21 protein-coding genes are annotated in these 24766 nt (G+C 42.9%); 20 read left to right on the forward strand and 1 reads right to left on the reverse strand.

Annotated elements, in window-relative coordinates; translation table 11 throughout:
- Nucleotides 1–783 precede the first annotated feature (783 nt).
- The 7 genes from GC098_RS05460 (at nucleotide 784) to GC098_RS05490 (ending at nucleotide 9913) form a co-directional block, all read left to right on the forward strand.
- Nucleotides 784–921: a potassium-transporting ATPase subunit F gene (locus GC098_RS05460; RefSeq protein ID WP_171641688.1), complete on the forward strand. Its 138-nt coding sequence runs from the start codon at nucleotides 784–786 to the stop codon at nucleotides 919–921.
- Nucleotides 922–968: 47 nt separating this feature from the next.
- Entirely contained in the window at nucleotides 969–2639 is a 1671-nt protein-coding gene (kdpA, locus tag GC098_RS05465) for a potassium-transporting ATPase subunit KdpA (RefSeq protein WP_171641809.1), read from the forward strand.
- Between the two features lie 31 nt (nucleotides 2640–2670).
- Nucleotides 2671–4713: a potassium-transporting ATPase subunit KdpB gene (gene kdpB / locus GC098_RS05470; protein ID WP_171641690.1), complete on the forward strand. Its 2043-nt coding sequence runs from the start codon at nucleotides 2671–2673 to the stop codon at nucleotides 4711–4713.
- A gap of 28 nt (nucleotides 4714–4741) precedes the next feature.
- Nucleotides 4742–5305 (forward strand): potassium-transporting ATPase subunit KdpC, encoded by a 564-nt coding sequence (gene kdpC / locus GC098_RS05475; RefSeq protein ID WP_171641692.1) that lies wholly within the window; start codon nucleotides 4742–4744, stop codon nucleotides 5303–5305.
- A gap of 76 nt (nucleotides 5306–5381) precedes the next feature.
- Nucleotides 5382–7682, forward strand: coding sequence for a histidine kinase (locus GC098_RS05480; protein ID WP_171641695.1), 2301 nt, complete (start codon nucleotides 5382–5384; stop codon nucleotides 7680–7682).
- 4 nt (nucleotides 7683–7686) lie between these two features.
- Nucleotides 7687–9249, forward strand: a complete 1563-nt coding sequence (locus GC098_RS05485) for an ATP-binding protein (protein ID WP_171641697.1) — start codon at nucleotides 7687–7689, stop codon at nucleotides 9247–9249.
- A complete protein-coding gene (locus tag GC098_RS05490; RefSeq protein WP_171641699.1) occupies nucleotides 9215–9913 on the forward strand; it encodes a response regulator in 699 nt (232 codons plus the stop codon). Before GC098_RS05485 ends, GC098_RS05490 begins: the two co-directional genes overlap by 35 nt.
- A gap of 898 nt (nucleotides 9914–10811) precedes the next feature.
- Here GC098_RS05490 and GC098_RS05495 read toward each other — a convergent pair.
- Nucleotides 10812–11624 carry a hypothetical protein gene (locus GC098_RS05495; RefSeq protein ID WP_246358443.1) on the reverse strand — a complete coding sequence of 271 codons (813 nt, stop codon included), beginning with the start codon at nucleotides 11622–11624 and terminating at the stop codon, nucleotides 10812–10814.
- Between the two features lie 264 nt (nucleotides 11625–11888).
- Here GC098_RS05495 and GC098_RS05500 point away from each other — a divergent pair, with 264 nt between their 5' ends.
- From GC098_RS05500 to GC098_RS05560, 13 genes are all read left to right on the forward strand, one after another.
- Nucleotides 11889–12914, forward strand: a complete 1026-nt coding sequence (locus tag GC098_RS05500) for an HD-GYP domain-containing protein (RefSeq protein ID WP_171641701.1) — start codon at nucleotides 11889–11891, stop codon at nucleotides 12912–12914.
- A 48-nt stretch (nucleotides 12915–12962) separates the two neighbouring features.
- Entirely contained in the window at nucleotides 12963–13301 is a 339-nt protein-coding gene (locus tag GC098_RS05505; protein WP_171641703.1) for a response regulator transcription factor, read from the forward strand.
- Between the two features lie 209 nt (nucleotides 13302–13510).
- A complete protein-coding gene (locus GC098_RS05510; protein ID WP_171641705.1) occupies nucleotides 13511–14272 on the forward strand; it encodes a YveK family protein in 762 nt (253 codons plus the stop codon).
- Nucleotides 14253–14918 carry a CpsD/CapB family tyrosine-protein kinase gene (locus tag GC098_RS05515; RefSeq protein WP_171641707.1) on the forward strand — a complete coding sequence of 222 codons (666 nt, stop codon included), beginning with the start codon at nucleotides 14253–14255 and terminating at the stop codon, nucleotides 14916–14918. The genes GC098_RS05510 and GC098_RS05515 overlap by 20 nt, the downstream gene beginning before the upstream one ends.
- A gap of 46 nt (nucleotides 14919–14964) precedes the next feature.
- Nucleotides 14965–16242: an efflux RND transporter periplasmic adaptor subunit gene (locus GC098_RS05520; protein ID WP_171641708.1), complete on the forward strand. Its 1278-nt coding sequence runs from the start codon at nucleotides 14965–14967 to the stop codon at nucleotides 16240–16242.
- Nucleotides 16243–16263: 21 nt separating this feature from the next.
- Nucleotides 16264–17985: a hypothetical protein gene (locus GC098_RS05525; protein ID WP_171641710.1), complete on the forward strand. Its 1722-nt coding sequence runs from the start codon at nucleotides 16264–16266 to the stop codon at nucleotides 17983–17985.
- A 12-nt stretch (nucleotides 17986–17997) separates the two neighbouring features.
- Entirely contained in the window at nucleotides 17998–18210 is a 213-nt protein-coding gene (locus tag GC098_RS05530; RefSeq protein ID WP_171641713.1) for a hypothetical protein, read from the forward strand.
- 70 nt (nucleotides 18211–18280) lie between these two features.
- A complete protein-coding gene (locus GC098_RS05535) occupies nucleotides 18281–19069 on the forward strand; it encodes a hypothetical protein (protein ID WP_171641714.1) in 789 nt (262 codons plus the stop codon).
- Nucleotides 19069–19338 carry a PqqD family protein gene (locus GC098_RS05540; RefSeq protein WP_171641716.1) on the forward strand — a complete coding sequence of 90 codons (270 nt, stop codon included), beginning with the start codon at nucleotides 19069–19071 and terminating at the stop codon, nucleotides 19336–19338. Before GC098_RS05535 ends, GC098_RS05540 begins: the two co-directional genes overlap by 1 nt.
- Nucleotides 19339–19411: 73 nt before the next feature.
- Nucleotides 19412–19780 (forward strand): signal peptidase I, encoded by a 369-nt coding sequence (locus GC098_RS41455; RefSeq protein WP_376773841.1) that lies wholly within the window; start codon nucleotides 19412–19414, stop codon nucleotides 19778–19780.
- 20 nt (nucleotides 19781–19800) lie between these two features.
- Nucleotides 19801–21624, forward strand: a complete 1824-nt coding sequence (locus GC098_RS05550) for an ABC transporter ATP-binding protein (protein WP_171641720.1) — start codon at nucleotides 19801–19803, stop codon at nucleotides 21622–21624.
- Complete coding sequence (locus GC098_RS05555) at nucleotides 21593–22618, forward strand: nucleotidyltransferase domain-containing protein (protein WP_171641723.1); 1026 nt, start codon at nucleotides 21593–21595, stop codon at nucleotides 22616–22618. Before GC098_RS05550 ends, GC098_RS05555 begins: the two co-directional genes overlap by 32 nt.
- A gap of 194 nt (nucleotides 22619–22812) precedes the next feature.
- Nucleotides 22813–24753, forward strand: coding sequence for an asparagine synthase-related protein (locus GC098_RS05560; RefSeq protein ID WP_171641725.1), 1941 nt, complete (start codon nucleotides 22813–22815; stop codon nucleotides 24751–24753).
- Nucleotides 24754–24766: the final 13 nt, after the last annotated feature.

Here is a 24766-nt window from a genome sequence, read left to right on the forward strand (position 1 = left end):
AATGCCAGCTACTCAGAGAAATAAGAGCCTTTGGGAGCTTCTATTTGCGCAGAAAGTGGCTAAGTAGTGGGATAAGAGCCTTTATAGGCTCTTATTTGTCGTTGATAGGGTGGGAAAGCTAGCTACTCAGAGAAATAAGAGCCTTTGGGAGCTTCTATTTGCGAAGAAAGTGGCTAAAGGAGCGGGATAAGAGTCTTTAGGGGCTCTTATTTGATAACAATCTTTAGAGGCTCTGAGCTTATCCTTGGTCGTGGATTAAGGTAAGCTCCAAAGTGGAGTTGATTGTATGTAAACAATGGGTTTCTCGAGGTGAATCCAAAGCAAGCGCAGTTTGCCAAGGTAGGACATTTCCAAGCTCGAATTTCAGCGGATCCAAGGTCTTACCCTTACGGATGGTCTGAAGTATGTTCGTCAGAAACAAAAGGCATGGGGAGAAGTTAGAACACATTTAATAGAATCGGCATTAACGGATCTATCTGAAAAGCTTAAGTACTCATCTGCGGGCAAAAAAGAACTTACCCTCCAATGGGATCGTACGTATTTATTTGACCATTCTGAGGCGTATATCTCTTTCTAGAGTCAGCAATTTTTATGCTTTTTTTATACGGATACTATAGATTCTTTACCCCCTTTTTATACGGTTCGGCGTTACACTATTTCTAGAAAGCAGTAGAGCCGGTCTAATTACAGGAGGTGTGTTATGTACAACGATGTAACGATGATTTTGTTAATGGGATTAACATTTCTAGGGTTTTGGGGATTTTTTAAATTTTGTGAAAAAGTATGAGCTTAAGCTTAGCTTTCGATAAGCGTTCTGCAAAAAAACTCGTAGGAGGCACTCATATGATTGTTATTGGCGTTATTGCATTTGTCATGATGGTGTATCTCGGTTTTGTTCTAGTGAAGCCAGAGAAATTTTAATTGTATAAATAGAACTTATGTAAGCAAGGGGAGAACCTACTATGGGTATGGGATTGTTACAGGTCATCATCACGCTGGGTATTATCATGCTTTTGGTGAAGCCTGTGGGTAGTTATTTGGTTAAAGTGTTTGGAAATGAAAAGAGTCGCCTTGATCGTGTTTTTGATCCTTTTGAACGTGTATCCTATCGGTTGATGGGTGTTAAAGAAGACGAAGCAATGGGTTGGAAAAAGTATTTAGGAGCCGTATTATTAGTGAATTTGGTCATGCTGCTCTTGACTTATGCCGTATTTCGACTTCAAAAATACTTGCCTTTAAACCCAGACGGCATTGGTAATATGCCTCCCGCATTAGCTTTTAATACGGCAGTTTCTTTTATTACAAATACGAACTGGCAAGCTTACAGCGGTGAAAATACAATGTCCTATTTGTCTCAAATGGTGGGGCTAACGTTCCCGATGTTTACATCAGCAGCAACTGGATTTGCTGTGGCGGTTGCATTTATTCGCGGTTTAATTGGCCGTCAAGATAATCTCGGTAGCTTCTACGTGGATATCACTAGGGTGATTACAAGGGTCTTTCTGCCGCTTAGCTTTGTTGTTGCCTTAGTTTTAGTATTTCAAGGTATTCCGCAAACCTTGCTGGGAGCCGTGGAGGCAACAACGCTAGAAGGAGCGAAACAAACGATTACTCGTGGGTTAGTGGCTTCGTTCGAATCCATTAAGCATATCGGTACAAATGGTGGTGGGTGGTTTGGTACGAACGCCGCGCATCCTTTTGAAAATCCAACGCCTGTGTCTAACTTGATCCATATTATTTGTATGATGCTGCTACCTACATCTCTGGTGTACGCATTCGGATTAATGATTAAGAACAAAAAGCAAGGTTGGACGATCTTTGCTGCTATGGGGATCATCTTTATCGTGATGTTGTCAACGGTCTTTTACGCCGAGTATCGCGGTATAACTGCGGTAGATGCGATGGGTGTGCATGGCAATATGGAAGGTAAGGAAGTCCGTTTCGGGATTTCTGAATCTGCTCTGTTTACTGCGGTAACTACGGCTGCAACAACAGGTTCCGTCAATAATATGCATGAATCACTTACTCCGCTCGGAAGTATAGCCCCTTTTGCAGAAATGATGTTGAACAATGTGTTCGGCGGTAAAGGGGTTGGCTTGTTAAACGGGTTGCTTTACCTAATCTTGTCTGTTTTCATTTGTGGACTGATGGTGGGTCGTACGCCTGAGTTTCTAGGCAAGAAGATTGAAGGTAAGGAGGTCAAGTTGGCGGCCATTGCTATTCTGATCCATCCGCTTATCATTTTGGCACCGACAGCTTGGGCGCTTATTCGTCCTGAATCCATTCATTCCATAGCCAATCAGGGCATGCATGGACTTTCTGAAGTTTTGTATGCCTTCACATCAGGTGCAGCAAATAACGGATCTGCCTTTGGCGGCTTGACTGCAAATACGAACTTCTACAACTTGGGTATCGGTATGGTCATGCTGTTTGGCCGTTACATTTCAATCATCGCAATGTTGGCCATTGCTGGTTCACTTGCTACTAAGCGTGTAGTTCCTGTAACGACAGGCACATTGCGCACAAATACACCCTTATTTATGGGGATTTTAATCATGATTATTCTAGTTATTGGTGCTCTAACGTTCTTCCCGGCGCTAGCATTGGGGCCGATTGCTGAACACTTGGCTGCGCGTTAAAGGATAAACGTAATAGAGAGGGAGGATTTACATGGCTGTGGAACGTAAAAAAACAATGACAAAAGAAATCATGAATCAAGCTATCATTGATTCGTTTAAAAAATTAAATCCTTGGGTGATGATCAAAAATCCGGTTATGTTTGTGGTTGAAATCGGTACGGTCATTACGCTTCTGCTTTCACTTGCACCAGAACTTTTTGGTACCACAGAAGTAGGGCGGGGTTATAATATCGCTGTGTTTTTGATCTTGCTTTTCACCTTGCTTTTCGCTAACTTCGCGGAAGCTTTGGCCGAAGGGCGAGGCAAGGCGCAGGCCGATTCACTACGGAAGACGAAATCAGATACGATGGCTCGCCTGGTTCAAAAGGATGGTTCTTATAAGGAAGTGTCTTCGACTTCTCTCCGTAAGGGAGACTTGGTCCGCATTGAAATCGGTGAGATCATCCCATCCGACGGTGAAATCATTGAAGGCTTAGCTTCAATTGATGAGTCAGCGATTACGGGTGAATCCGCTCCTGTTATTAAGGAAGCGGGTGGCGACTTCTCATCCGTAACAGGTGGAACACGAGTCGCTTCTGACTTTATCGTTGTCAAAGTGACGACGGATCCCGGTGAATCATTCTTAGATCGCATGATTGCACTCGTGGAAGGCGCCAAACGACAAAAAACACCGAATGAAATTGCGTTAACAACGCTGCTTGCTGTACTGACCTTGATCTTCTTAATTGTCATTGTGACCATGGTGCCGATGGCGAAGTATTTGGACGTGAAATTGGAGATTTCCACACTGATTGCTCTGCTGGTCTGTCTCATTCCGACTACAATCGGAGGTCTCTTGTCAGCTATCGGTATCGCTGGTATGGACCGTGTGACACAGTTTAACGTGCTTGCCATGTCAGGCAAGGCGGTTGAAGCTGCGGGCGACATCGATACGATGATTCTTGATAAAACGGGGACGATCACATTCGGGAATCGGATGGCTTCGGAGTTCGTACCAGTGAATGGCGTAGCTGCTAAAGACATCACTTTTACATCCTTACAAGCATCAGTGAAAGACGAAACTCCTGAGGGACGCTCCATTGTGGAGCTTGCGAATAAGCTTGGGGAGACATGGCAAGCAGATAGCTATCAAGGGGCAGAAGTGGTGGAGTTTACCGCTGAAACACGGATGTCGGGGCTTAATTTAGCTGATGGTAAACAAGTCCGCAAGGGTGCTGTCGACGCAATTAAGAAATATGTAGCAGCTATGGGCGGGAAAATTCCTAGTGATTTAGAAGCGATCACAAACCGAATTGCCAAAGCCGGAGGCACTCCGCTGGCAGTCGCAATTAACGAGCGAATCTATGGCGTTATTTACCTCAAGGATACGGTAAAACCGGGCTTGAAGGAACGATTTGCTGAACTTCGTGCAATGGGCATCAAGACCGTCATGTGTACAGGGGATAACCCGCTGACAGCTGCGACGATTGCGCTTGAAGCCGGTGTTGACGAGTTTATCGCTGAGGCGAAGCCGGAAGATAAAATTGCCGCGATTAAAAAAGAGCAGCAAGAAGGTAAACTGGTAGCGATGACAGGAGACGGAACGAATGACGCTCCTGCGCTTGCACAAGCTGATGTAGGTTTGGCGATGAATTCAGGTACGATGGCTGCAAAAGAAGCTGCGAACATGATCGATTTGGATTCCGATCCGACCAAACTGTTATCTGTAATCTCCATCGGTAAACAGCTGCTGATCACTCGCGGAGCTTTAACAACATTTTCAATTGCCAACGACATTGCTAAGTATTTCGCGATCATTCCTGCGATGTTTATCTTAGCTATGCCGCAGCTGCAGGCTTTGAATATTATGAATCTGGCTTCGCCGGAATCGGCTATTTTATCGGCGCTCATTTTCAATGCTATCATCATACCCCTGCTGATCCCCATTGCGATGAAGGGTGTTAAGTACCGGGCGATGTCAGCAGATAAATTGTTGTCACGTAATATTTTGCTCTATGGTCTAGGCGGTGTGGTCGTGCCTTTCATCGGGATTAAAATCATTGATATGGTACTTCACGGATTAAATATCGTTTAAAGAGAAAGAGAAACGAGGAGATAGCTTTATGAAATCGGTTTTTATAGCTGTTCGGGTGTCTTTATTGTTCATGATCGTCTGTGGGCTCATTTATCCACTTGCAACGACAGGTGTGGCTCAGGTCCTATTTCCTAAACAAGCGAATGGAAGTCTCATAGAATCAGGTGGTGTCGTGATAGGATCGGAATTATTGGCTCAAGCCTTTGAGTCTCCGAAACTCTTCCATCCAAGAGAATCTGCAGCTAAGTATGATCCAACTGCGTCATCAGGCTCCAATACAGCGGTGGCTTCAAGCGATTATGCTGCGGCAATGGCAGAGAAAATTGATGCCTTGAAGCAAGAAAATCCTAATCTAACGGAAATACCGGCCGACTTAGTCACTGTCTCCGGTTCCGGTTTTGATCCGGATTTGTCTCCGGAAGGGGCTAAAGCCCAAGTGCCGAGAATTAGCAAGGAAACGGGGATCTCTGAGAAAAATCTCAATGACCTCGTTGATAAGCTTTCAAAAACGCGCCAACTCGGGGTTTTCGGTGAGCCTAGAGTCAATGTGACCGAATTAAATATGGAACTGCTTAAGCAAGTGAAATTGTGAGGTAAGCAGGCAGCCACTCTCGTTAATAGTGAGAGTGGTTTCTGCACATTTTAGGGAGAAGGGAGAATGTTGCCATTTGGATGGTTTCAAAAGAAAAACACCAGAAGAAATCCTATATTCCATTTCTAAACTGCACCGCGGCAGTTTTAAAATATATATCGGCGCAGTCAGCGGCTCTGGGAAAACCTATCACATGCTTCGTGAAGGGCAGAACCTTAAGCAGCAGGGGATCGATGTGGTCATTTGCGCCGTATCGACGCTCCAAAGACCGGAAACTGTGGAACAATTGGGGGATCTGGAAAGGGTCCCGAGTCTTCATTGGATCAAGGACGGTATAGAGCAAAAAGATCTCAATCTGGATGCATTACTCGAAAGAAACCCGGAGGTCGTCCTTGTAGACGGGTTAGCCCACTGTAATCGAGAAGGCGCTCGCTTTCCATCCCGGTTAGACGATATCAAGTTCTTACTTTCAAATGACATTAGTGTTATTACCACAGTGAATGTGTATGAGTTGGAAGAGGCGATGGAGGTTGCTCATAAACTAACTGGGATTGAAGTAGGGCACTGCGTTCCTTCAGATACGTTGGAACTCGCTGATGAGGTTCGATTAATCGACGCAACGCCGGAAACGATTTTAAATCGATTGGAAGAAGGAAATTTAAAGGGGAATAAAGATACAGCTTTATTCAAACGCGGTAATTTAGGCGTGCTGCGTGAACTGGCTCTTCGACTTGTTGCTGAGGATGTAAACGATTCTCTGGAAGAACATCGCGAACAAATGGGGATTCTGGGTCCATCTGGAGCGACAGAGCGCATTCTAGTTACGACGCAGTATCATTGGAACGGTTCTATCTACGTGCGTAGAGGACAACAGATCGCTAAGCGATTGAATGGTGATCTGCATGTGGTTACGCTGCGTAATTTCAATAAACCGCTCACCAAAGAAGCTGCCACTTTTCGCAGGTCTATTATGAAGCTTGTTCAAAAAGTAGGCGGCAAATTTGAAGAGCTGCCTTTTCGGAACCGTCGCAGTATCCCTCAAATATTGGTCGACTATGCGATAGCTCATCATGTAACACGCATTGTATTAGGTCATTCTAAGCAAACCCAATGGCAAACTTTGATACAAGGCTCCGTCATCAATGGCGTGTTAAAAAGAACTACAAATATCGATGTGTTCTTGATTGCTGATCGTGCTTCTCAGGAGGGTGAGCGCATTCTACCAGCCCATATCCACTCGCTGAAGGAACCCTATAAATATAAACGATTGAGTAAACAAGAAGTAGAGGCGAAAATCGAAAAAATCAAACGCGGTAGATTTAAAGTCTATATTGGAGCTGCACCTGGTGTCGGTAAAACGTATACGATGCTTCGAGAAGGTAACGATCTGCTCAAAAAGGGGATTGATGCGAAGATTGGTTTACTTGAAACCCATGGGAGAATAGAGACTGTCGCACAGATTGGCGAACTCGAAGTCATACCCAGGGCAGAAATTCAGTATCAAGGTGTAAAGCTGGAGGAAATGGATACAGAAGGTATCATACGTCTTCGACCTGAAGTGGTTTTGGTTGATGAATTAGCCCATTCGAATGTACCCAGCAGTAAGAATAAAAAAAGGTATGAAGATGTGCTGGAAATTCTAGAAGCGGGCATATCGGTCATTGCTACCGTTAATGTGCAGCATTTGGAAAGCTTAAATGATGCCGTGGAACAAACTACGGGTATTCGGGTTAGGGAAACTGTTCCTGACAGCATTCTTCGCATGGCGGATGAAGTGCAGTTAATCGATGTTGCCCCTGCGGCCTTACAGCTTCGCATGAGAGCTGGTAAAATTTATGCGATGGTAAAAGTAGATCAAGCGTTGAACAATTTCTTTAAAACGGGGAATCTAATCGCTTTACGGGAACTCGCGCTGCGCGAAATCGCTGATGATGTGGATGAACGTCTGGAATCTATGGAGCGCAAGAGCTCACTTCGCGGCCCATGGCGAAGAAAAGAAGTGATTTATGTGTGCGTCACGGAAATCGCACAAGCCGACCGCTTAATTCGTCGCGGCTTTCGGATTGCGCATCGACTTAAAGCAGCTTGGCATGTAAGCTTTATTGCGGTGGGAGGCGCAGAGGAGTGGAAGCAAAAACTAGAGTCATTGGAGAAGCTGACCATTAGGCTTGGAGGGGAGTTTTCGTATCAAGAGGTGGCTAACCGCAACCAAATTCCGCAGGTGTTTGCTTCCAAAGCAAGTGAGGCGGGAGCGACTCAAATTATTGTGTGGAAAGACGCTATTGTCAAAAAGCTTGTGCCGCTTGCCAGTACAATGGATGTGCTGATTGTTGCCGATTATGAGATGTGGCAAACTTCGGGAAATAGGGTAAAATGAAAATATGGAGAATAAAACAAATGAATTTATTAACTGGAAATCTTATTTTATTATCGCAATTTATATTGCAGTATCGACCCTATTTCTAAGAGTTTTTGGTCTTTTTTTGGATTTAGTTAATATTGCGCTTCTCTATTTATTTCCTGTTCTTTTTAGTGCCGTAAGATGGGGGAGGGGACCCTCCTTTTTTGCTGCGGGAATGGGGATATTAGCGTTTGACTTCTTTTTTGTGCCTCCCGTCTTTAGCATGACGGTTGCAGATTTGCGTTATGTGATCTCTTTTATTGTATTTTTTTCCGTTGCAGCCCTTACATCTAGCTTAGCTTCAAAGCTGCGGAGTCAAATCCATCAAGCCCAGCAGAGAGAAGCAAATACGGCTGCTCTGTATGCGCTAAGTCGTAAGATTACAGCCTTTTCAGACTTAGATGTACTATTGGATCAGATTGTTCAGCATTTATCCGATACGCTTGATGCTAAGGCTGCAATCATTTTGCCAAACCAGTTTGGGGAACAGCAGTTGGAAGCCTACTCGAAGGATGGCGGAGATTGGGCCAGTGATGAATCTCACCTGTCTATCGCCGCATGGGTGAACAAACATAATTCCATTGCGGGTCGAGGGACTCTTACACTCAGTGAATCATCGGATCTGCATGTCCCTTTAGCTACGGATCATCAGGTCCATGGCGTGCTTGCTGTTCATGTGGGCGATAGACATTTGTCGGATATGCCAGAGTTTATTCGGATCATCGAAGCACTCTCGGATCTTGCGGCCGTTGCGATATCTCGCGTTAAACTCGCGAATGAAGCCAAGGTGGCGCAATTGACTGCGGAATCAGAGAAGCTGCGTACCGCGCTGCTGGACTCGCTTTCACATGAATTGCGAACGCCTCTGGCAACCATCATTGGTTCCGTAACCGGACTACTAGAAGGGGAAGACGTCTTCGGTCCTGAAGATCGACGAGAGTTATTACTAACGACTCGTGAGGGAGCTACCCGGATGAACCGGTTAGTAGGTAATTTACTGGGTATGGTTCGGATTGAGAGCGGCATGCTGCGTTTAAATAAACAGTGGTGTGGGATAGAGGATATTGTAGGTGTTGCGCTTACGCAATTGAACGATGCTTTGCTGCACAGAAAAGTAAACATACGTTTTGGGTCAGATCTTCCATCGGTACCTCTAGACGAAGTTCTTATTGAACAGGTGTTGATTAATGTGATTAGTAATGCCATTAAGTATTCGCCTGATGGAAGCGAAATTGTGATTGAAGCGGATCACAACCAAGACATGCTTGATTTGACCATCAAGGATGAGGGTGCAGGCATTGCTTCAGCTGATTTAGAGCGGGTATTTGAGAAATTTTATAGAGGCCATTTAACCAAACATATCCCAGGAACAGGGCTAGGGCTTGCGATCTGCAAAAGCATTGTGGAAGCACATGGCGGCCATATTGCAGCTATGATGAATGGGAATCGAGGAACGGCTATTCGGATAAGCTTGCCTTTACAATTCGCTGAGAAAGACGGGGATAGGAATGACAACCACAGGGGCGAAGATCTTAATCATTGATGATGAACCACAAATTCGAAAATTACTGCGCGTCACACTAACCGCACACGGCTTTGAAGCAGCTGAAGCTTCTACCGGTCAAGAAGGCTTGCTGCAGGCTACGATGGTGCGCCCTGATTTAATTGTCTTAGATCTAGGATTGCCTGATATGACGGGCATGGAAGTGCTGGCGCATATCCGTGAGTGGTCGCAGGTGCCCATCATTATTCTTACGGCTCAAGACCAGGAACAAGATAAAGTTGCTGCTTTGGATCGCGGCGCTGACGATTATGTAACGAAGCCGTTTGGCATGGGCGAATTTATGGCCCGTATGCGAGTGGCCTTACGGCATATCGCCAAGACGCAAGATGAACCGGTGTTGAGACTGGGTCATTTAGTTATTGATTTATCTCAACGTAGTGTAGAGCTAAATGATGAGAAACTCAAATTAACACCGACCGAATACGATTTGTTGAAAGTACTCGCCCTGAATGCTGGACGAGTGATGACTCATAAACAATTGCTCAAACAAGTTTGGGGCGGTCAGCAGTATGAATCAGACAGCCAATACTTGAGAGTATATGTCGGTCATCTGAGGAAAAAGATTGAAGAGGACCCGACAAGACCGAAGTATATCCTTACGGAGCCTGGGATCGGATACCGCTTTGCTTGGCAGGAAGGTTGATAAGAAAGAAGGCTGTAATTCCGTTGATATAATGTGCCGCTATTCCGCCATTCGTGGGCACTTAGAAGAAAAGACTTTAGATTAAGCTGTTAAAAGATGGATCCCGTACGCAATATTCACCGGGAGTCATCTTTTTTTATGCTCATTGTTAATGGTCACTAATTCGAAATAATGAGTTCAAAGCGCTCAACGGGTGTCCTGCCCTCTTGGTAAGCTTTAACCACGGCTTGCTTGAATGCTGGTTGATAGGGACTGTCTACTCATTTATTGGGTCGCCTCAAAACGGGTAGATACATTATGCAACATCGAGGGGAGAAACGCCGGGATCTAGGCAGAATTGTTGTACAATAGAGACCGTCGATTTATTCGTCCAATTTTGTTCTACATAATGGTGTCATATATCGGTATCATCTACATTTAGGCTCACTTGAGGTTGCTGGATGAATGAATCCCTAAACGCGTAGAATGATGTTGTAAAAAATGCAACAATTGCTGCCTAAATCTCGCCTATTTCCCTTCGATGTTGCATAATGTACAACAAATTGTCCCAATATAGAGCATTTAGCAACAAATGTGCTCAAAATGTTGTACGATATGCAACTTCAAGATGCAAAATAGCCTTTTGGCGTGTGAATTGTTGTAGAAAATACAACATTGGTAGCCACTATAGCCCATCTGCCATCACGAAAGCTGAATGACTCTAAAATCGCGCATTTTGGAGTTATGAATACCAGTTGTGAATCAATCGACAGTCTCCAATATACAACATCATTCAGCCGAGAAGTGGATTCATTCATTTATTCATTGATTGTAAACGTAAAAGACCCGAGAGAGGTCACTTTTTTCAAAGTGTCCATCTTTCGGGTCACAGTTCATTGATGAAAATAACAGCCTCTTTTTAACAAGTAAATGAATCAATAAAGCGCAAATCGATACCGAAATACATCCAAGAGAATCCAGTCCAACGGAAGCCTGCGATTGAATTGCGTCCGACAAAGGTAGGGAAATACCAGAACTGTTGACCGTTGCTGAGCCAGACATAAGTGAAATTAAACAAGCAGCGGCGAATACTTCCCGGATCTACGGCATAAGCGGAGGCACCTTCCGCTTTAAACGGCTTCTGCGGTGTATAAGCTGGAGGTGCCGAAGTTGGAGCTTGCTCTCCTCCTTCCGGTTGCCCAGGGAAGCCGGGTTGGTCAGGGAAGCCAGGCTGCATGCCAGATCCAGGGAAACCAGGAGACATGCCAGATCCAGGGAAACCAGGAGACATGCCAGATCCAGGGAAACCAGGAGACATGCCAGATCCGGGGAAACCAGGAGACATGCCAGATCCGGGGAAACCAGGAGACATGCCAGATCCGGGGAAACCAGGAGTCATGCCAGATCCGGGGAAACCAGGAGACATGCCAGATCCGGGGAAACCAGGAGACATGCCAGATCCGGGGAATCCAGGAGTCATGCCAGATCCGGGGAATCCAGGAGTCATACCGGTTCCGGGGGTGCCAGGAGTCATGCCGAATCCAGGTAAGCCCGGAAATCCGAAGCCGCGCGGATCGTAAGCAGGCACCCAAGCGTAAGCTTGCGGTACAGCATAGCCGTATGGATAAGGAACAGTTTGTGGATATGAATCAGGATAGGACTGTTCCGTAGTTTCAGGCTGTAATAATTCCGATTCCAATTCACGACGCTCTTGTTTGTTGTCTGAAGCCATTGCGTAATTTCCTCCTTAGGTAAAAGCGGATTAGTCGATACTTACTATATGCAGCAGGGTAGACGGATGTCACGATGTGCATTTAGCGTCAATTGAACGTAATAAGCAGATCAATAGTCCTACTTTCGGTTGTTTCTAGGATTGGAATAGGTTATTAATCCTACATATTCCAAAAAAATATGGGATTTCGACCCATAGATTGTACTAATTTTGTCGTATATAATTGAAATTGGTTATATTTTGAAATAATTGGAGCGAGCTTTATTGAGAGAACTATTGGGTAAGATGTTGAAATACGATGTGACAACAAGCCATGGACTTGTTTTAGTACCAAGTCAATCGGTTCTCAATCAAGAGCATTTGGATTTGTTTCGGCAGCATCGCATTGACTTTATGGGTATCATTACGACAACCATGCATGAGCATAAGCTTGATTCTGTATCCCCACCGGATTCTTCCCAACTCCTTGTCCAAAAAGCTTCCCAATATGCCAAGGACTTATTCGAGCGTATTCAATCGCAGAAGAAGATTCCACTGCTGGAAATCAAGAATGATTTGATTCCTATTGTTCAGCAGGCTGCTGAGAACCCCGATTTATTTCAATTGTTTCAAGCTGTCAAAGCAAAAGATGAGTATACGCATCAACACAATATTGGTGTAGGCATACTTTCAACGTTGATTGGTAAATGGTTAAATTGGGCTGATAATGAAGTAGCGTTATTATCGCTGGCAGCTACGATGCATGATGTTGGTAAGATCAAGATTTCACAAGAGATTCTATTGAAGCCGGGGAAATTAACCTCTGCAGAGTACGACGAAATAAAGCGCCATACGATTCTAGGCTATAATATGCTTAAGGAAACGGTAGGGATTAACTATAGAGTAGCTCTAGTTGCCCTACAGCATCATGAGCGGGCAGATGGCACTGGATACCCCTTGCAATTAAAGGATAGCCAGTTGGATCGAATGAGCCGAATTGTTGCAGTTGCCGATGTCTTTCACGCGATGTCATCGAAGAGGCCTTACCACGAAATGATGCCCTTTTACGAGGTTGTAAGTCGGATGAGGAAAGGGTTTTTCGGAGAATTAGACCCCCACATTGTGTCTGTATTTCTGACCAATATCATACAGAATTTGATCGGCAGGACAGTGAAGCTAACCGATGGACGCTGGGGAGAGGTCGTTTATATTAATCCTACGGATGATACGAACCCGCTTGTTAAGATTGACGAGTCATTTCTAGATCTAAGTCGAGAAAGACATATCCATATAAGTGAAGTTGTAATATGAGAGATCGTGTGACAATCAATTAGACATATATATAAAGGAAGTTATCGGATGACAAATAGGTTGATTACGGAACATGAAAGTTACGTAAATGTGGAGCTAACCAAGGAACCGGAGCTGGTTTTTCATCAGTTTTTTGTGAATTACGGCCTTACGCAGCGTGAATCGGAAATTCTTTCTCTACTTGTTACCCATGGATATACCAACCGTGAGATTGCTGAAAGTTGTTTCATCAGTGAGAAAACTGTAAAAATACATCTGGCTAATATTATGAGCAAAATTGGTATAGGCTCGATGCGGAAGCTGCTTGCGATGCTTCTGCAGCAGGCTTTAACACTTTCCAATCGAACGAATGAATCAAGTAGAATAACGACAATAGGGATGAGTTAATGACCCAAGAGAAGACTCCTGAAACAGGAATTCTTCTCTTTTTTTATGACGATTTTCTTTGATACAATTTGGAACCTAAATAGCAATAATTATATTGACATGATACAAAAAGTATCTTAAAGTAATACTTAACATCATGATACAAATAGTATCAAAGGATGCGTTGTTTTCTACCAAATGTAAAAGTAGACTTCCTACGGAGGGGAATCATGGAAATCAATTTTAAAGAATATTTACTGATTATAAAGAAGCGCTTGTGGCTCATCGTTTTAGTCGTACTGGTGACGACTATTCTAACAGCTATGTATACCTCATCCAAATATCAGCCCATTTACCAGGCTTCGACCAAGTTGATCGTCAATAAAACCTTTGAACAGGCTCAATCAGGCACGGAACAAATCGATTATGGCGCGATCGGTGTTAACATGGCCCTCATTAATACCTATAAGGAAATCATTAGAACCCCAGCTATTATGGATAAAGTAGTTCAACGATACCCCGATTTAAATGTATCCACAGACCAACTAATTTCAATCGTCAATGTTTCGAATCTCAATGAAACGCAAGTCATGTCGATCGTTGCACGGCATTTTTCCCAAGAAAGAGCAGTGAGAATAGCGAACGCCGTTTCGGATGTCTTTCAATCCGAAATTCCCAAGATTATGAAAGTTGATAATATCACCATATTAAATAGAGCCAAAGTACAGGACAAACCAATACCCATTAATCAAAAATCAAATCAATACATCATTTTAAGCTTTGTAGCCTCCCTAGCTGTTATGGTCGGCCTGACATTCCTGCTAGATGCCTTAGATGATACGTTAAAGACCGATGAAGATATTCGCGAGGTATTTGAAGTATCGACATTAGGGTACATACCAAAAGTGAAAAACAAAGAATTGCGAACCAAGCAAAAAAATAAATCTAGAAAAAAAGCAGGGGAACCGTCATATGCCAAAACCATCCAATAATTCGACGATTATGATGCAAGTTCATCCGGATTCCTCCACCTCAGAAGCATATCGTTCGTTAAGATTTAATATCGAATGCTCCGTCTTCGGACGTGAGGCGAAGACGATTACGATTACTTCATCTGGCCGAGGTGAAGGGAAAACGACGACAGCTGTTAATTTGGCAGTAGCTTATGCTCAGATCGGAAAAAAAGTGATTCTGCTTGATGCGGATTTGCGAAATCCTTCCATCCATCTTGCATTTGGTGAAGATAATGGTATTGGATTGACGAATTATTTGGTTAATCGGAACGCATTGGACGGGATCATACGGGAAACAATCATTGAAAATCTGTCTATTTTGACCACAGGACCTGTGCAACAGAACCCGTCCAGCTTATTGGCATCGAAATCTATGGATGACCTCTTGGTCGAACTAAGGGCGAAATACGACATGGTTATTGTGGATACACCATCGGTCTTAACGTTAACCGACGCCAAAATAATGGCGACCAAGTGCGATGGGGTGCTTCTCATTGTGGAATATGGCAAGGTGAAGCGTGGCGCAGCCAAGAAGGTGAAAGAGGAGCTTATGCTGGCGAAAGCCAAGTTGATTGGGGTGGTTATGAACGAAATAAAAGACCATCATGCGGAAACTTATCTGTAACCTTTATCTGTAAAAAATTGTAGCAAGGGGAGCGAGTTTATAGCTAATGAGACAAAAAAGACGAAAGCCGCATCGGCGAGCCGTGAGAACCGCCTGCATCCTGACGCTGAGCTTTGGAATCCTGGCCGGATGCTCAGATACAGCCCCGTTAAATCCGGATGCTAATTCTCAGGTGCAAGCATTAAAAAGTGTTAAAGTATTTAAGGTCATAAATCAAAAAATTGGAGATCCGATTGAACGTGCAGCCGAAGTTCAATCCTCAATTCAATTTGATGTAGTAGCCAAGGTTGCTGGTGACATTGACCAAATCCTGAAAAAGCGCGGGGATATGGTTCAAGAAGGAGACGTCATCGTCAAGTTGAAGTCAAGCGAGGTCTCTGCCCAGCGAGAAGCAGCGGATACAGCTGTCAAAACGGCCCAGGAAGCCATAGAAAAAGCGAAAATTAGAGCAAAAAAAGAAATGGAAAGCCAGAAGCTGGAAATGAGCAACACCATTCAAAAAATGGAGTTAGGCATGACGAGCTTGCTGCGGAATTACAATAAAATGAAGAACGACTATGATATTGGTCTGGTTACGAAAGCCCAGCTGTATCAGATGGAAAACCAAATGATGAATGCCCGCTTGGATCTGGATCAGCTCAAGCATAAGCTAAGCATTTTGGAACCGATTGATGCTACTTCCGAATTGGAAGATCAGCTCAAAAATGCCCGAGTTACCTTGCAGCAGATCGATCAATCCATGAAAAGTCTTGAAGTAAAAGCCCCTGTGAGTGGCCTGTTATCGGAGATGCCGTTAGAAGGCTGGATGTCTTTGCAGCCCGGTGCTACCATCGGTGTCATTCAGAGACTGGATCCGATTAAGATTAAAGCTCAGCTAACGGAAGAAGAAACGAAACACTTAAGTGACAAGACAGAGCTGTCCTACTACATTGCAGGAACTAAGCAAAAGTATAAAGGGAAAATCAGTTATCTATCCAAAGTGATCGACCCGCAAACGAAAGCTTATGAAATCAACCTAGAAGTGCCTAACAAAGATATGACCTTGAAGCCCGGCATGAAGCTAAGGATTCAAATGACAGAGGATAAGGACCAAATCGTTCCCACAGTTCCAACATATAGTATCGTTAAAGAGGGTGATGATGCCTTCGTATTCGTACTTACGGGAGATATGGTTGAGAAGCGCAGCGTGCAGCTTGGTAGATTAAATGAGCCTAATCAAGAAGTGCTTTCCGGTGTCAAAGAAGGGGAATTGGTCGTTAAATCCAATCCTAATCAGTTAAGAGACAAAGAAAAAGTCCAAATGACGGCTATTGAAGAGCAATAATGAAAAATGGAGTGACTTGAATTGAAAATAAATTGGAAACATACGATGGTTATGTTCATCTTATCCGCCTCTCTAGTGATTCCATCTGCGTCCTTTCATGCATTGGCAGATGAGAAATATACGCAATCAACGAGTCTGGCTAGCTATCAACTTACCGATGCGATCAAGGTGGAAGTGAAAAGCATATTAAATGAATCAACCTCAGAAGGAACTAGAATTGCCGCCGTTGTTCGCATATTTAACAATGGAGATCGCTTGACTGGGGTCCCGGAATATGAGGTTCGCGTCAAGACACAAGAAGGCTTGGAATATATCATGCGTCCTAGTCAAGCTAATGTCAAAAATATTCAGCCCAAAGAAACTGCCGAGCTTAGTTATATGAATGTAGTCGATCGTTATGACGCTTTCTCATTGACCGAACTTTCATGGTTGGATGTCGATGAATTCGTCTATCCCAAACAAGAAAAGAGAATCATATCTATTCCCGTATCAGCCATAGAATGGAAAGGGGAGAAGGCCGTCCTTTCTGATCCCGCTGTGATGAAGAAATGGGAAGATGCGTTTACGATCCCAGTGTTATCGAGCACGGTAGAATACAAACCGATTAGCCTTAATGAACAGAATACAAAAGAGGGCCCCATGACGATTGTAGGTTTGCTTGCAACGAATAAGGGGGATAAGAAAACAGCGATACCTGATTTTCGAATCAACGGAGTATCCGACAAAAAGGTATATACCGGCAAAAGGCTGGAACAAGATAAGCTGTTACTTGAACCAGGTGAGCAGCATTATATCCACTATGCCATTCCAGTTAGGAATAGGATGGAACTGAAGAGCTTATCTATCCTAACGCCCGAAGACTTTGCGGTTGATGACAAAACGCATAACAATTATTTAATAGGTAGATTGATGATTACACTGCCAGGTGCTGATAACAATCTGCGTTTTTTGAATCAATTAGTACAGTATGAATGGAATAAGCCTATTAAGTTTGATCCGTTATACAAGTTGATAAGACCTGAAGTGGATGTTTCCATGGTGGATTTACAATTGCATGAAAGCGCCGGTGGGGGCTTCAAAGCAGCAGTTGCTAAGTTCAAACTGCTCAATCATAGCGAAAATCCATTGCAGGTTCCAGAGTTCCAGGCGGAGCTGTCGAGCGTTAGCGGCAATAAATACTTAGGCACCAGACAAAATACGCTGGTAGAAACGCTTATTCCGAATATAAGCTACGTCATTTACTATTCTTTTATCATTCCGAGCACGGAAACAGGTGAGCAGCTGGCCATGCAGATTTTGGATACGAAGAGTGTTGAGCCTTACAACATTCCGCTTGCTGCCTTCAAGACAAAGGTTATGGAAGAGACAAGCGATAAGTCCCTTGCCTTCTACCCTTTTCAAGTTACATTGAATGATTGGTCGACAGGGGCCAACTATAATATGTCATCGGGAAGTTTACCCTATTCGTATAAGCTGAATTTGGATTTTAGTATCAAGCTTCAGGATGAAGTCGTCGTCGATCAAAGCTTTTCCAAGATGAGGCTTGAATTGGCCGATGCCAAGAACCGAATTATGGTATCGAAGGTTCTTTCGTTTACTGGCGAGAACAAGTTGGTTAGCGGAACACAGACCATTAATTTTGACTTGGACCGGTTTGAAACTACGGTATATCTTCGTATATACGAAATTATTGATACACCCTTCGGGGAAGCAAGACGACTTATCCAAACTTTGAAACGATAGGAGAGTGAAACGATGGAAGAAAATACGAAGAGGGAACAAAAATTGTATGTGCGCCCCATGGTTTTAAGTCAACAACCGGTTCGTTTTGAGACAGCTCAATGCTGGAATAAAGGCCACGGTAACCTGAATCACCCGGGTACTGGGAATGGCGGCATTAATTATCCGAACCCTCCGTACACTGGACCGCATAATGGTAACGGAGGCGGCAACGGTAAGGGTAAGTAAGTTTGTCCAAGGAGGTCAATGGTGATAGGCTATTGACCTCGAATTTCAATTCGACCCCAGGGGATGAAGTATGGAACTCTTTTATACACAAATTGGTGAGCATGTCATTCATTTGATTTGTCAATCTGAAGCATTAATGGGCATCATACGTAAGAATTTCCCAGCTGCGGATCCGATCGTAAGTAGTAACCCTGATCTCATTATTTATATCAAAGAGGGATATGGGATTCCCTTTGTTGATTATTACGTCGAAATTACCAAAGAACTCGATAGCATCTCCTTCCGCAGGGCTGATTATTTGATTGAAACAGAAATGGATTATCGTTACGCTGTTATTTCCGTAAACAATGAATTGGCTTTAAAGCATGCCTTAATGAACATGTACAGCTCCTATGTGGTTCATCACAAGTGGGGACTGTTAATTCATTCTTCCTGCGTCATGGATAAGGGAAGAGCGTATCTGTTTGCAGGCCATTCAGGTGCTGGTAAATCTACCGCAGCTAAACTGTCAATGCCTCGTAACCTTCTTTCCGATGAAGCAACTGTTGTCAAAATTACGCCGGATAAGGTGACCATCTTTAACTCTCCATTTCGAAGTGAGCTGGACAGAACAACAGGTGCTGAAGAAAATAGTCCGCTAGCCGGGATTTATTTATTGAATCAGGCCGTCGATAATCACATCGTTCCGCTTAGCAAGTCGAGTGGATTCCTTCATCTCATGGATAAAGTGTTTTATTGGTCTCACAGCCCTGAAGAAATCAGGGATATACTTCAATTGTTGCAGCAATTGGTCAACTCGGTCTCAATTTGCGAGCTGCATTTTCAAAAAAACGATACATTTTGGGAGTTGATTTCGTAATGACCCAGTACCTTCGGATGAATGATTATGAGTCCATTCAACTGGATATGGAATGGATTATTTTGAACACAGATGAGTATAACTTAACGAAGTTAAACGGAGTGGGCGGATTTTGCTGGTCATTGCTTGGCGCAGCTCAGACGGTAAGCTCCCTCAGCGAAGCAATTCGGAAGGAGTATGAATCCGTCGACGAAACGGTTGAAGAAGATATTGAAGCGTTCTTGAACGATATGATTGGACGCGGCTTGGTTCAATATGCAGTTTCGTAAGGAATTCCTACAGCTTATTACTCATGCAATGGAAAAGAGAGGATGGATCGAGCTTCCGGCTCGAGGAACGAGTATGTATCCTTGTATAAAAAAAGGGGATATTTGCCGTTTTGTATCTACGGAGGCTGCAAACATAAAGAAAGGCGATATCATCCTATTTCATACACCTCATGGCAACTTAGTCGCACATCGTTTTTGCCGATTGGTAACTAGGAACGAGCAGTTGCATTACCTTTGTAAGGGAGATACCAACTTAGCGCATGATGAGGCTATTCTACATGATCAGATGATTGGCAAGATGATCTGGATTAGGCGAAATGAGCGGATCATCCATGTAACGAATCTAGCCGCTTATGTTTGGGGCCAAACCGTCCTCTCATTCCCCATAATATCACTATTGTTAAGAGTTTATTTAAATCGAAGAGAAAACACGCAAGTGTAGACTTTCTGTGGAGTGTCCATATGACAGGAATAATTCGAAGGTACCTACTTGCCGTTAGAGAATACATTACTTTCAAAGACATTAAGAAAACCTACACCTTACTGACTCCATATATGCTGCAGCACTGGAAGGCGTATGCAATTCTCTTATTCTTGTTGTTCGTTGATATCACCCTAACGTTGGCCTATTCGTGGTTCTTTGGGAACCTAACGGACGCTGCTATTCAAAGTAACTTCGCACGTATGAAATGGTTAATTCCCATTGGAGTTAGCTTTGTTATCCTTAGTATTTCTTCGACTTATCTGAATACTGTTTTTGAAACCATTGCAACAAATGCTGTGAAGAGGGATTTTTCCGTACACTTATTTAAACATATATTGCTTTTATCTGGAAAGCATGTTTCCAACCACCATTCTGGTGAGCTGATGTCCCATTTTTCTAATGATATTCATAGCATTAATGGTGTTATCGGCAGAAGCCTAATTGATCTTATAAGACTCCCCTTTATTTATCTAGCTGTTTTGATATATTTGATGCAAATTAGTTGGAAATTGGCGCTCATATGCGTACTAGTCGCTCCGATTGCTATGCTATTTAGTATTATTTTTGGTTTATTACTCCGTAACAATGGCAGATTGGTTCATAACCTGATAGGAAATATTAGTACCCTTCTAAATGAAACATTTCATGGTTTCCAAGTCATTCGATCTTTTACCATGGAAAAATCAATATTTGCGAAATATGTTAGTAAAAATCAAGAACTCTATACCCTAGAGTTAAGGAATGCAAAACTGCGTGGATGGTTTTATGTAGGGGGTCACGCTGTTTCTACGATAACTTTTCTTGTAAGCCTCTGCATGGGCTCGTATTACATCTCATTAGGTTTAATATCAGTAGGTTCCTTGCTAATTTTTGTTAACCTGGTTAACCATTTGGTTTATCCATTGACAGAGCTCGCCGGACAATGGGCAGGCTTTCAAAGATCATCTTCAGCTATGGAAAGAATACTCAAAATCTTGGAGCAACCAACAGAATCAACTGATTTACCGTTAGCAGTCCAATCTATGCCATTGGAGAAGTTTATTCAGTTTCAGGACATCACGTTTAGCTATGATGGACATAACAACATTTTTGATCATTTAAATTTGCAGATCCCGGCCGGAAAGGTCGTTGCCATAGTCGGTTTGAGTGGGGCAGGGAAAACGACATTATTTAATCTGCTCTTAGCCTTTTACAAACCGCAATTAGGTAAGATTTTCATTGATGATCGTTCTAGTGAAGCATTCTCGCCTTCCGAATTAAGGAGTTTATTTGCCCATGTTTCTCAGGAAACCTTTCTATTTGGCGGTACGATAAGGGAAAACCTCCTATTAGCTCGAGAGGGCATTACGGATGCGGAGATGATGCAGGCTGCAACGATTGCCAACATCCATCCATACATCATATCTCTTCCTCATGGCTATGACACTGAAATTGGGGAAAGAGGGGTAAGGCTGTCCGGTGGACAAAAACAACGTATGGCTATTGCCCGTGCGGTGTTAAAAAATGCCCCGATCCTCCTGCTGGATGAGGCTACTTCCGCCTTGGACAATGAGACAGAACATCAAGTAAAAGAAGCTCTACACAGATTAATGGCTGGCCGCACAACTCTTGTCATTGCACATCGATTATCGACTGTTCAGAATGCTGATGTAATCATTGTCATGGACAAAGGGAAAATTGTCCAAACAGGACGTCATCATGAGTTAATGATGGAGAATGGACTGTATCGCAGCTTAAATCAGATGGGATTTCAGAAAAGGGGAGAGCTCGTTGATCATCACTTTGATACAAGCGTTATATGATCCAAGAGTCCCCATGCCCCAGGAAATAGAGTTTTTTGAAAAGGCACTCGAGGATATTGAGTTTTTTGATATATCACCGCAGATTTATTGGTTATTAAAGCAGCGGGGGCAATTGGTGCAAATGCCATCGTTTTTTCAGGAACGGTTAAAACAAAAATATAATGGCGCTTTATATCAAAATATTTTTATCCAAAGTCAAACGAAAATAGCATTAGAAAAACTTGAAGAAGCGGGAATTCAGACAATCCCCCTTAAAGGCACTTTCTTTGCTGAAAAGTATTTTGGACACTTAGGAGCTAGATGTACGTCCGATATTGATCTTTTAGTGCATCCTTTTGATCTGGAAAGAGCCGTTAATTGTGTGAAATCACTGGGGTATATAGAGCAGGAACGGATTCCTTCCCATTTCCATTGGAGTTTCAGTAAACCAATACCTGATTCACCAGTTCCTCTGACGATAGAGTTACATTGGGATTTGATGATAGAAAAAACATCTGATTTAAATATGGATGAATTCTGGGAGCAGGCCACAGCCATGGGATCATACCGGTATATCAAGGAATTATCAGATTACCATACGTTTTATATGATTTGTTTGCATGGTTGGAGGCATAATTTGTGTTCTCTTAAATATTTTTTGGATATCATCCAGATGATACATGTCCTGCAGGACAATATTGACTACACCTGTTTACAGAAGGACGCTGCTGCCCACAAAACCCTGAGAAGGACCGTCAGGACACTAGCGATTGTTTATCATTATTTTCCGCATCTAGCAGCCATCAAGGAGCTTCCTGTTAAGAAAGGAATCAAGCTATGGTGGAATTACAACGCGATAAGAGATCGAAATAACAAGACATACATGCAATATGCAAATTGGGTCTATTATGAATTTTTTGATTTTGATTCGATGAAACATACTTGGGCGGCACTCGTTGATTTCACGTATAGCATAGGAAATATGAAGTTTTCGCATAAGATTAAAAAGATGTAGGAAGTTGTTGACAGTGAAGATAGAAGATGATATTCTGAGATTGTTCTCGATAAAGAACGATTTTAGAGAATGAAAATGAATTTCTTACATGGTCATGTAAGCCTATAGAAGTATATTAGTGAATATTCGTGTTCTTTAATGAGAACGATATAGAGGTAAGATTCACTCTTATCATAGAAATGTGGAGGAAAAGAATGAGTGCAATAGCCGGAATCTTTCACCTAGATCAAGAGCCTGTGAATGCTGAACATGGCCATAAATTGATGCAAGGATTTGCTAAGTATCCTTCAGACGATGTTCAGACATGGCAGAAGGGGAAAGTTTTCCTAGGCTGTCATGCACAGTGGATTACACCCGAATCGGTCGGTGAACGAAATCCTTACTATGATTCTGAAAGACGGCTGGCCATTACAGCGGACGCGATCATCGATAATCGTGATGAATTGTTTCAACTTCTTCAAATAGATCGAGACCGGAAAGCTACGATCAAGGATAGTGAATTGATCTTACTGGCCTACGTGAAATGGGGATTGGATGCCCCGAAATATCTAATAGGTGACTTTGCCTTTATGATCTGGGATGAACGTAATCAATCACTTTTTGGAGCTAGGGACTTTTCGGGGACAAGAACGTTATATTTTCATAAATCTAGAGATCGATTTGCCTTTAGCACGATCATTGAACCTTTACTTACTTTGCCTGAAATCGCAAAAGAACTCAATGAAAATTGGATTGCACAATTTCTGGCCATTCCATTAACAGTTGATGCCATAGATTGCTCAGCAACTGTATATGAACATATAGAACAAGTGCCGCCATCTCATAGTATATCAGTGATAGATGGAAGGGTAACGTTCTCCAAGTACAACACGTTTGATGCAGGGGAGACTTTGAAGCTTAAATCCAACGCTGAGTATGAAGAAGCATTTCGTGATGTTTTTCAAAAAGCAGTAACGTCGAGATTGCGTACTCATCGACAGGTAGGTGCTCATCTTAGTGGGGGGCTTGATTCTGGTTCTGTTGCAAGCTTTGCCGCTAAAGCCCTGCGGGATGAGAATAAATTATTACATACCTACAGTTATATACCTGTTGACGATTTTAAGGATGATTGGACACCCAGGAGTAGATTTGCTGATGAAAGACCTTATATTCGCTCCACGGTTGAACATGTCGGCAATATCAAGGATAACTATCTGGACTTCAAAGGACTTAGTCCCCTATCGGAAATTGATAACTGGCTTGAAACGATGGAGATGCCCTATAAATTTTTTGAGAATTCCTTTTGGCTAAAAGGTATCTATGAGAAAGCCCAGGAGCAGGGCATTGGCGTTCTTTTAAATGGTCAGAGAGGGAATTGGACCATATCTTGGGGGCCGGCCATAGACTATCAAGCTATTCTAATGAAGAAATTAAAATGGATCCAGCTGTACAAAGAAGTAAAGCATTTTAGTGTAAATATGGGTGTAGGAAGGAAAAGAATTTTATCCTTAGTTGGAAAGAAAGCATTCCCACAATTTGCGCGGAATTCTACTTCTAAGGATAATGAAAAATTCCCAATGTTAATTAACCCACAATTTGCCCAAAGGACTAATATTCACGAATTGATAGAGAAGCATGGGTTTAATCGAACAGATTACTCAAGCCAAAGTGCCTATGATATAAGAAAGAATCAGTTTGAACAGCTTTACTATTGGGGTTTAAACGGTACCATAGGAACTAAATTATCATTACGTTATTCCTTATGGGAACGTGACCCAACCAATGATCTAAGAGTTGCTCGCTTCTGTTTGTCTGTTCCAGACGAACAATTTGTTCAAAACGGAGTGGACAGATCTTTAATTCGAAGAGCAACGGTCAATCATTTACCCGATAAGGTTAGGTTAAATCAACAATCCCGAGGTGTTCAAGGCGCTGACGGTGTTCACAGGATGGCTTCTTCTTGGCATGCTTTTATTCATGAAATCGAGCAGAATATCAATGACCCTAGGGTGTCGGAATACCTAAATATGAAAGAAATCAAGTCTGCGCTTTCCGAAATTAAGGAAGCAGCCAAACCGGAATATGTTTATGAATTTGGTTTTAGAATATTAATGCGCAGCTTAATTTTTTCACGCTTTATAAAAAACTTTAATTGAGAGGGGGTGATAA

This window comes from Paenibacillus phytorum, from assembly GCF_013141715.1.
Lineage (GTDB): Bacteria > Bacillota > Bacilli > Paenibacillales > NBRC-103111 > Paenibacillus_E > Paenibacillus_E phytorum.

Bases quoted from the DNA above. Each gene is read 5' to 3' on its own strand.
- GC098_RS05535 (WP_171641714.1), top strand. From the start codon at position 18,281: ATGGAACTCTTTTATACACAAATTGGTGAGCATGTCATTCATTTGATT.
- GC098_RS05520 (WP_171641708.1), top strand. From the start codon at position 14,965: ATGAGACAAAAAAGACGAAAGCCGCATCGGCGAGCCGTGAGAACCGCC.
- kdpB (WP_171641690.1), top strand. From the start codon at position 2,671: ATGGCTGTGGAACGTAAAAAAACAATGACAAAAGAAATCATGAATCAA.
- GC098_RS05505 (WP_171641703.1), top strand. From the start codon at position 12,963: ATGACAAATAGGTTGATTACGGAACATGAAAGTTACGTAAATGTGGAG.
- GC098_RS05540 (WP_171641716.1), top strand. From the start codon at position 19,069: ATGACCCAGTACCTTCGGATGAATGATTATGAGTCCATTCAACTGGAT.
- GC098_RS05495 (WP_246358443.1), bottom strand. From the start codon at position 11,624: ATGGCTTCAGACAACAAACAAGAGCGTCGTGAATTGGAATCGGAATTA.
- GC098_RS41455 (WP_376773841.1), top strand. From the start codon at position 19,412: ATGTATCCTTGTATAAAAAAAGGGGATATTTGCCGTTTTGTATCTACG.
- GC098_RS05485 (WP_171641697.1), top strand. From the start codon at position 7,687: ATGGAGAATAAAACAAATGAATTTATTAACTGGAAATCTTATTTTATT.
- kdpC (WP_171641692.1), top strand. From the start codon at position 4,742: ATGAAATCGGTTTTTATAGCTGTTCGGGTGTCTTTATTGTTCATGATC.
- GC098_RS05460 (WP_171641688.1), top strand. From the start codon at position 784: ATGAGCTTAAGCTTAGCTTTCGATAAGCGTTCTGCAAAAAAACTCGTA.
- kdpA (WP_171641809.1), top strand. From the start codon at position 969: ATGGGATTGTTACAGGTCATCATCACGCTGGGTATTATCATGCTTTTG.
- GC098_RS05490 (WP_171641699.1), top strand. From the start codon at position 9,215: ATGACAACCACAGGGGCGAAGATCTTAATCATTGATGATGAACCACAA.
- GC098_RS05530 (WP_171641713.1), top strand. From the start codon at position 17,998: ATGGAAGAAAATACGAAGAGGGAACAAAAATTGTATGTGCGCCCCATG.
- GC098_RS05515 (WP_171641707.1), top strand. From the start codon at position 14,253: ATGCCAAAACCATCCAATAATTCGACGATTATGATGCAAGTTCATCCG.
- GC098_RS05550 (WP_171641720.1), top strand. From the start codon at position 19,801: ATGACAGGAATAATTCGAAGGTACCTACTTGCCGTTAGAGAATACATT.
- GC098_RS05510 (WP_171641705.1), top strand. From the start codon at position 13,511: ATGGAAATCAATTTTAAAGAATATTTACTGATTATAAAGAAGCGCTTG.
- GC098_RS05560 (WP_171641725.1), top strand. From the start codon at position 22,813: ATGAGTGCAATAGCCGGAATCTTTCACCTAGATCAAGAGCCTGTGAAT.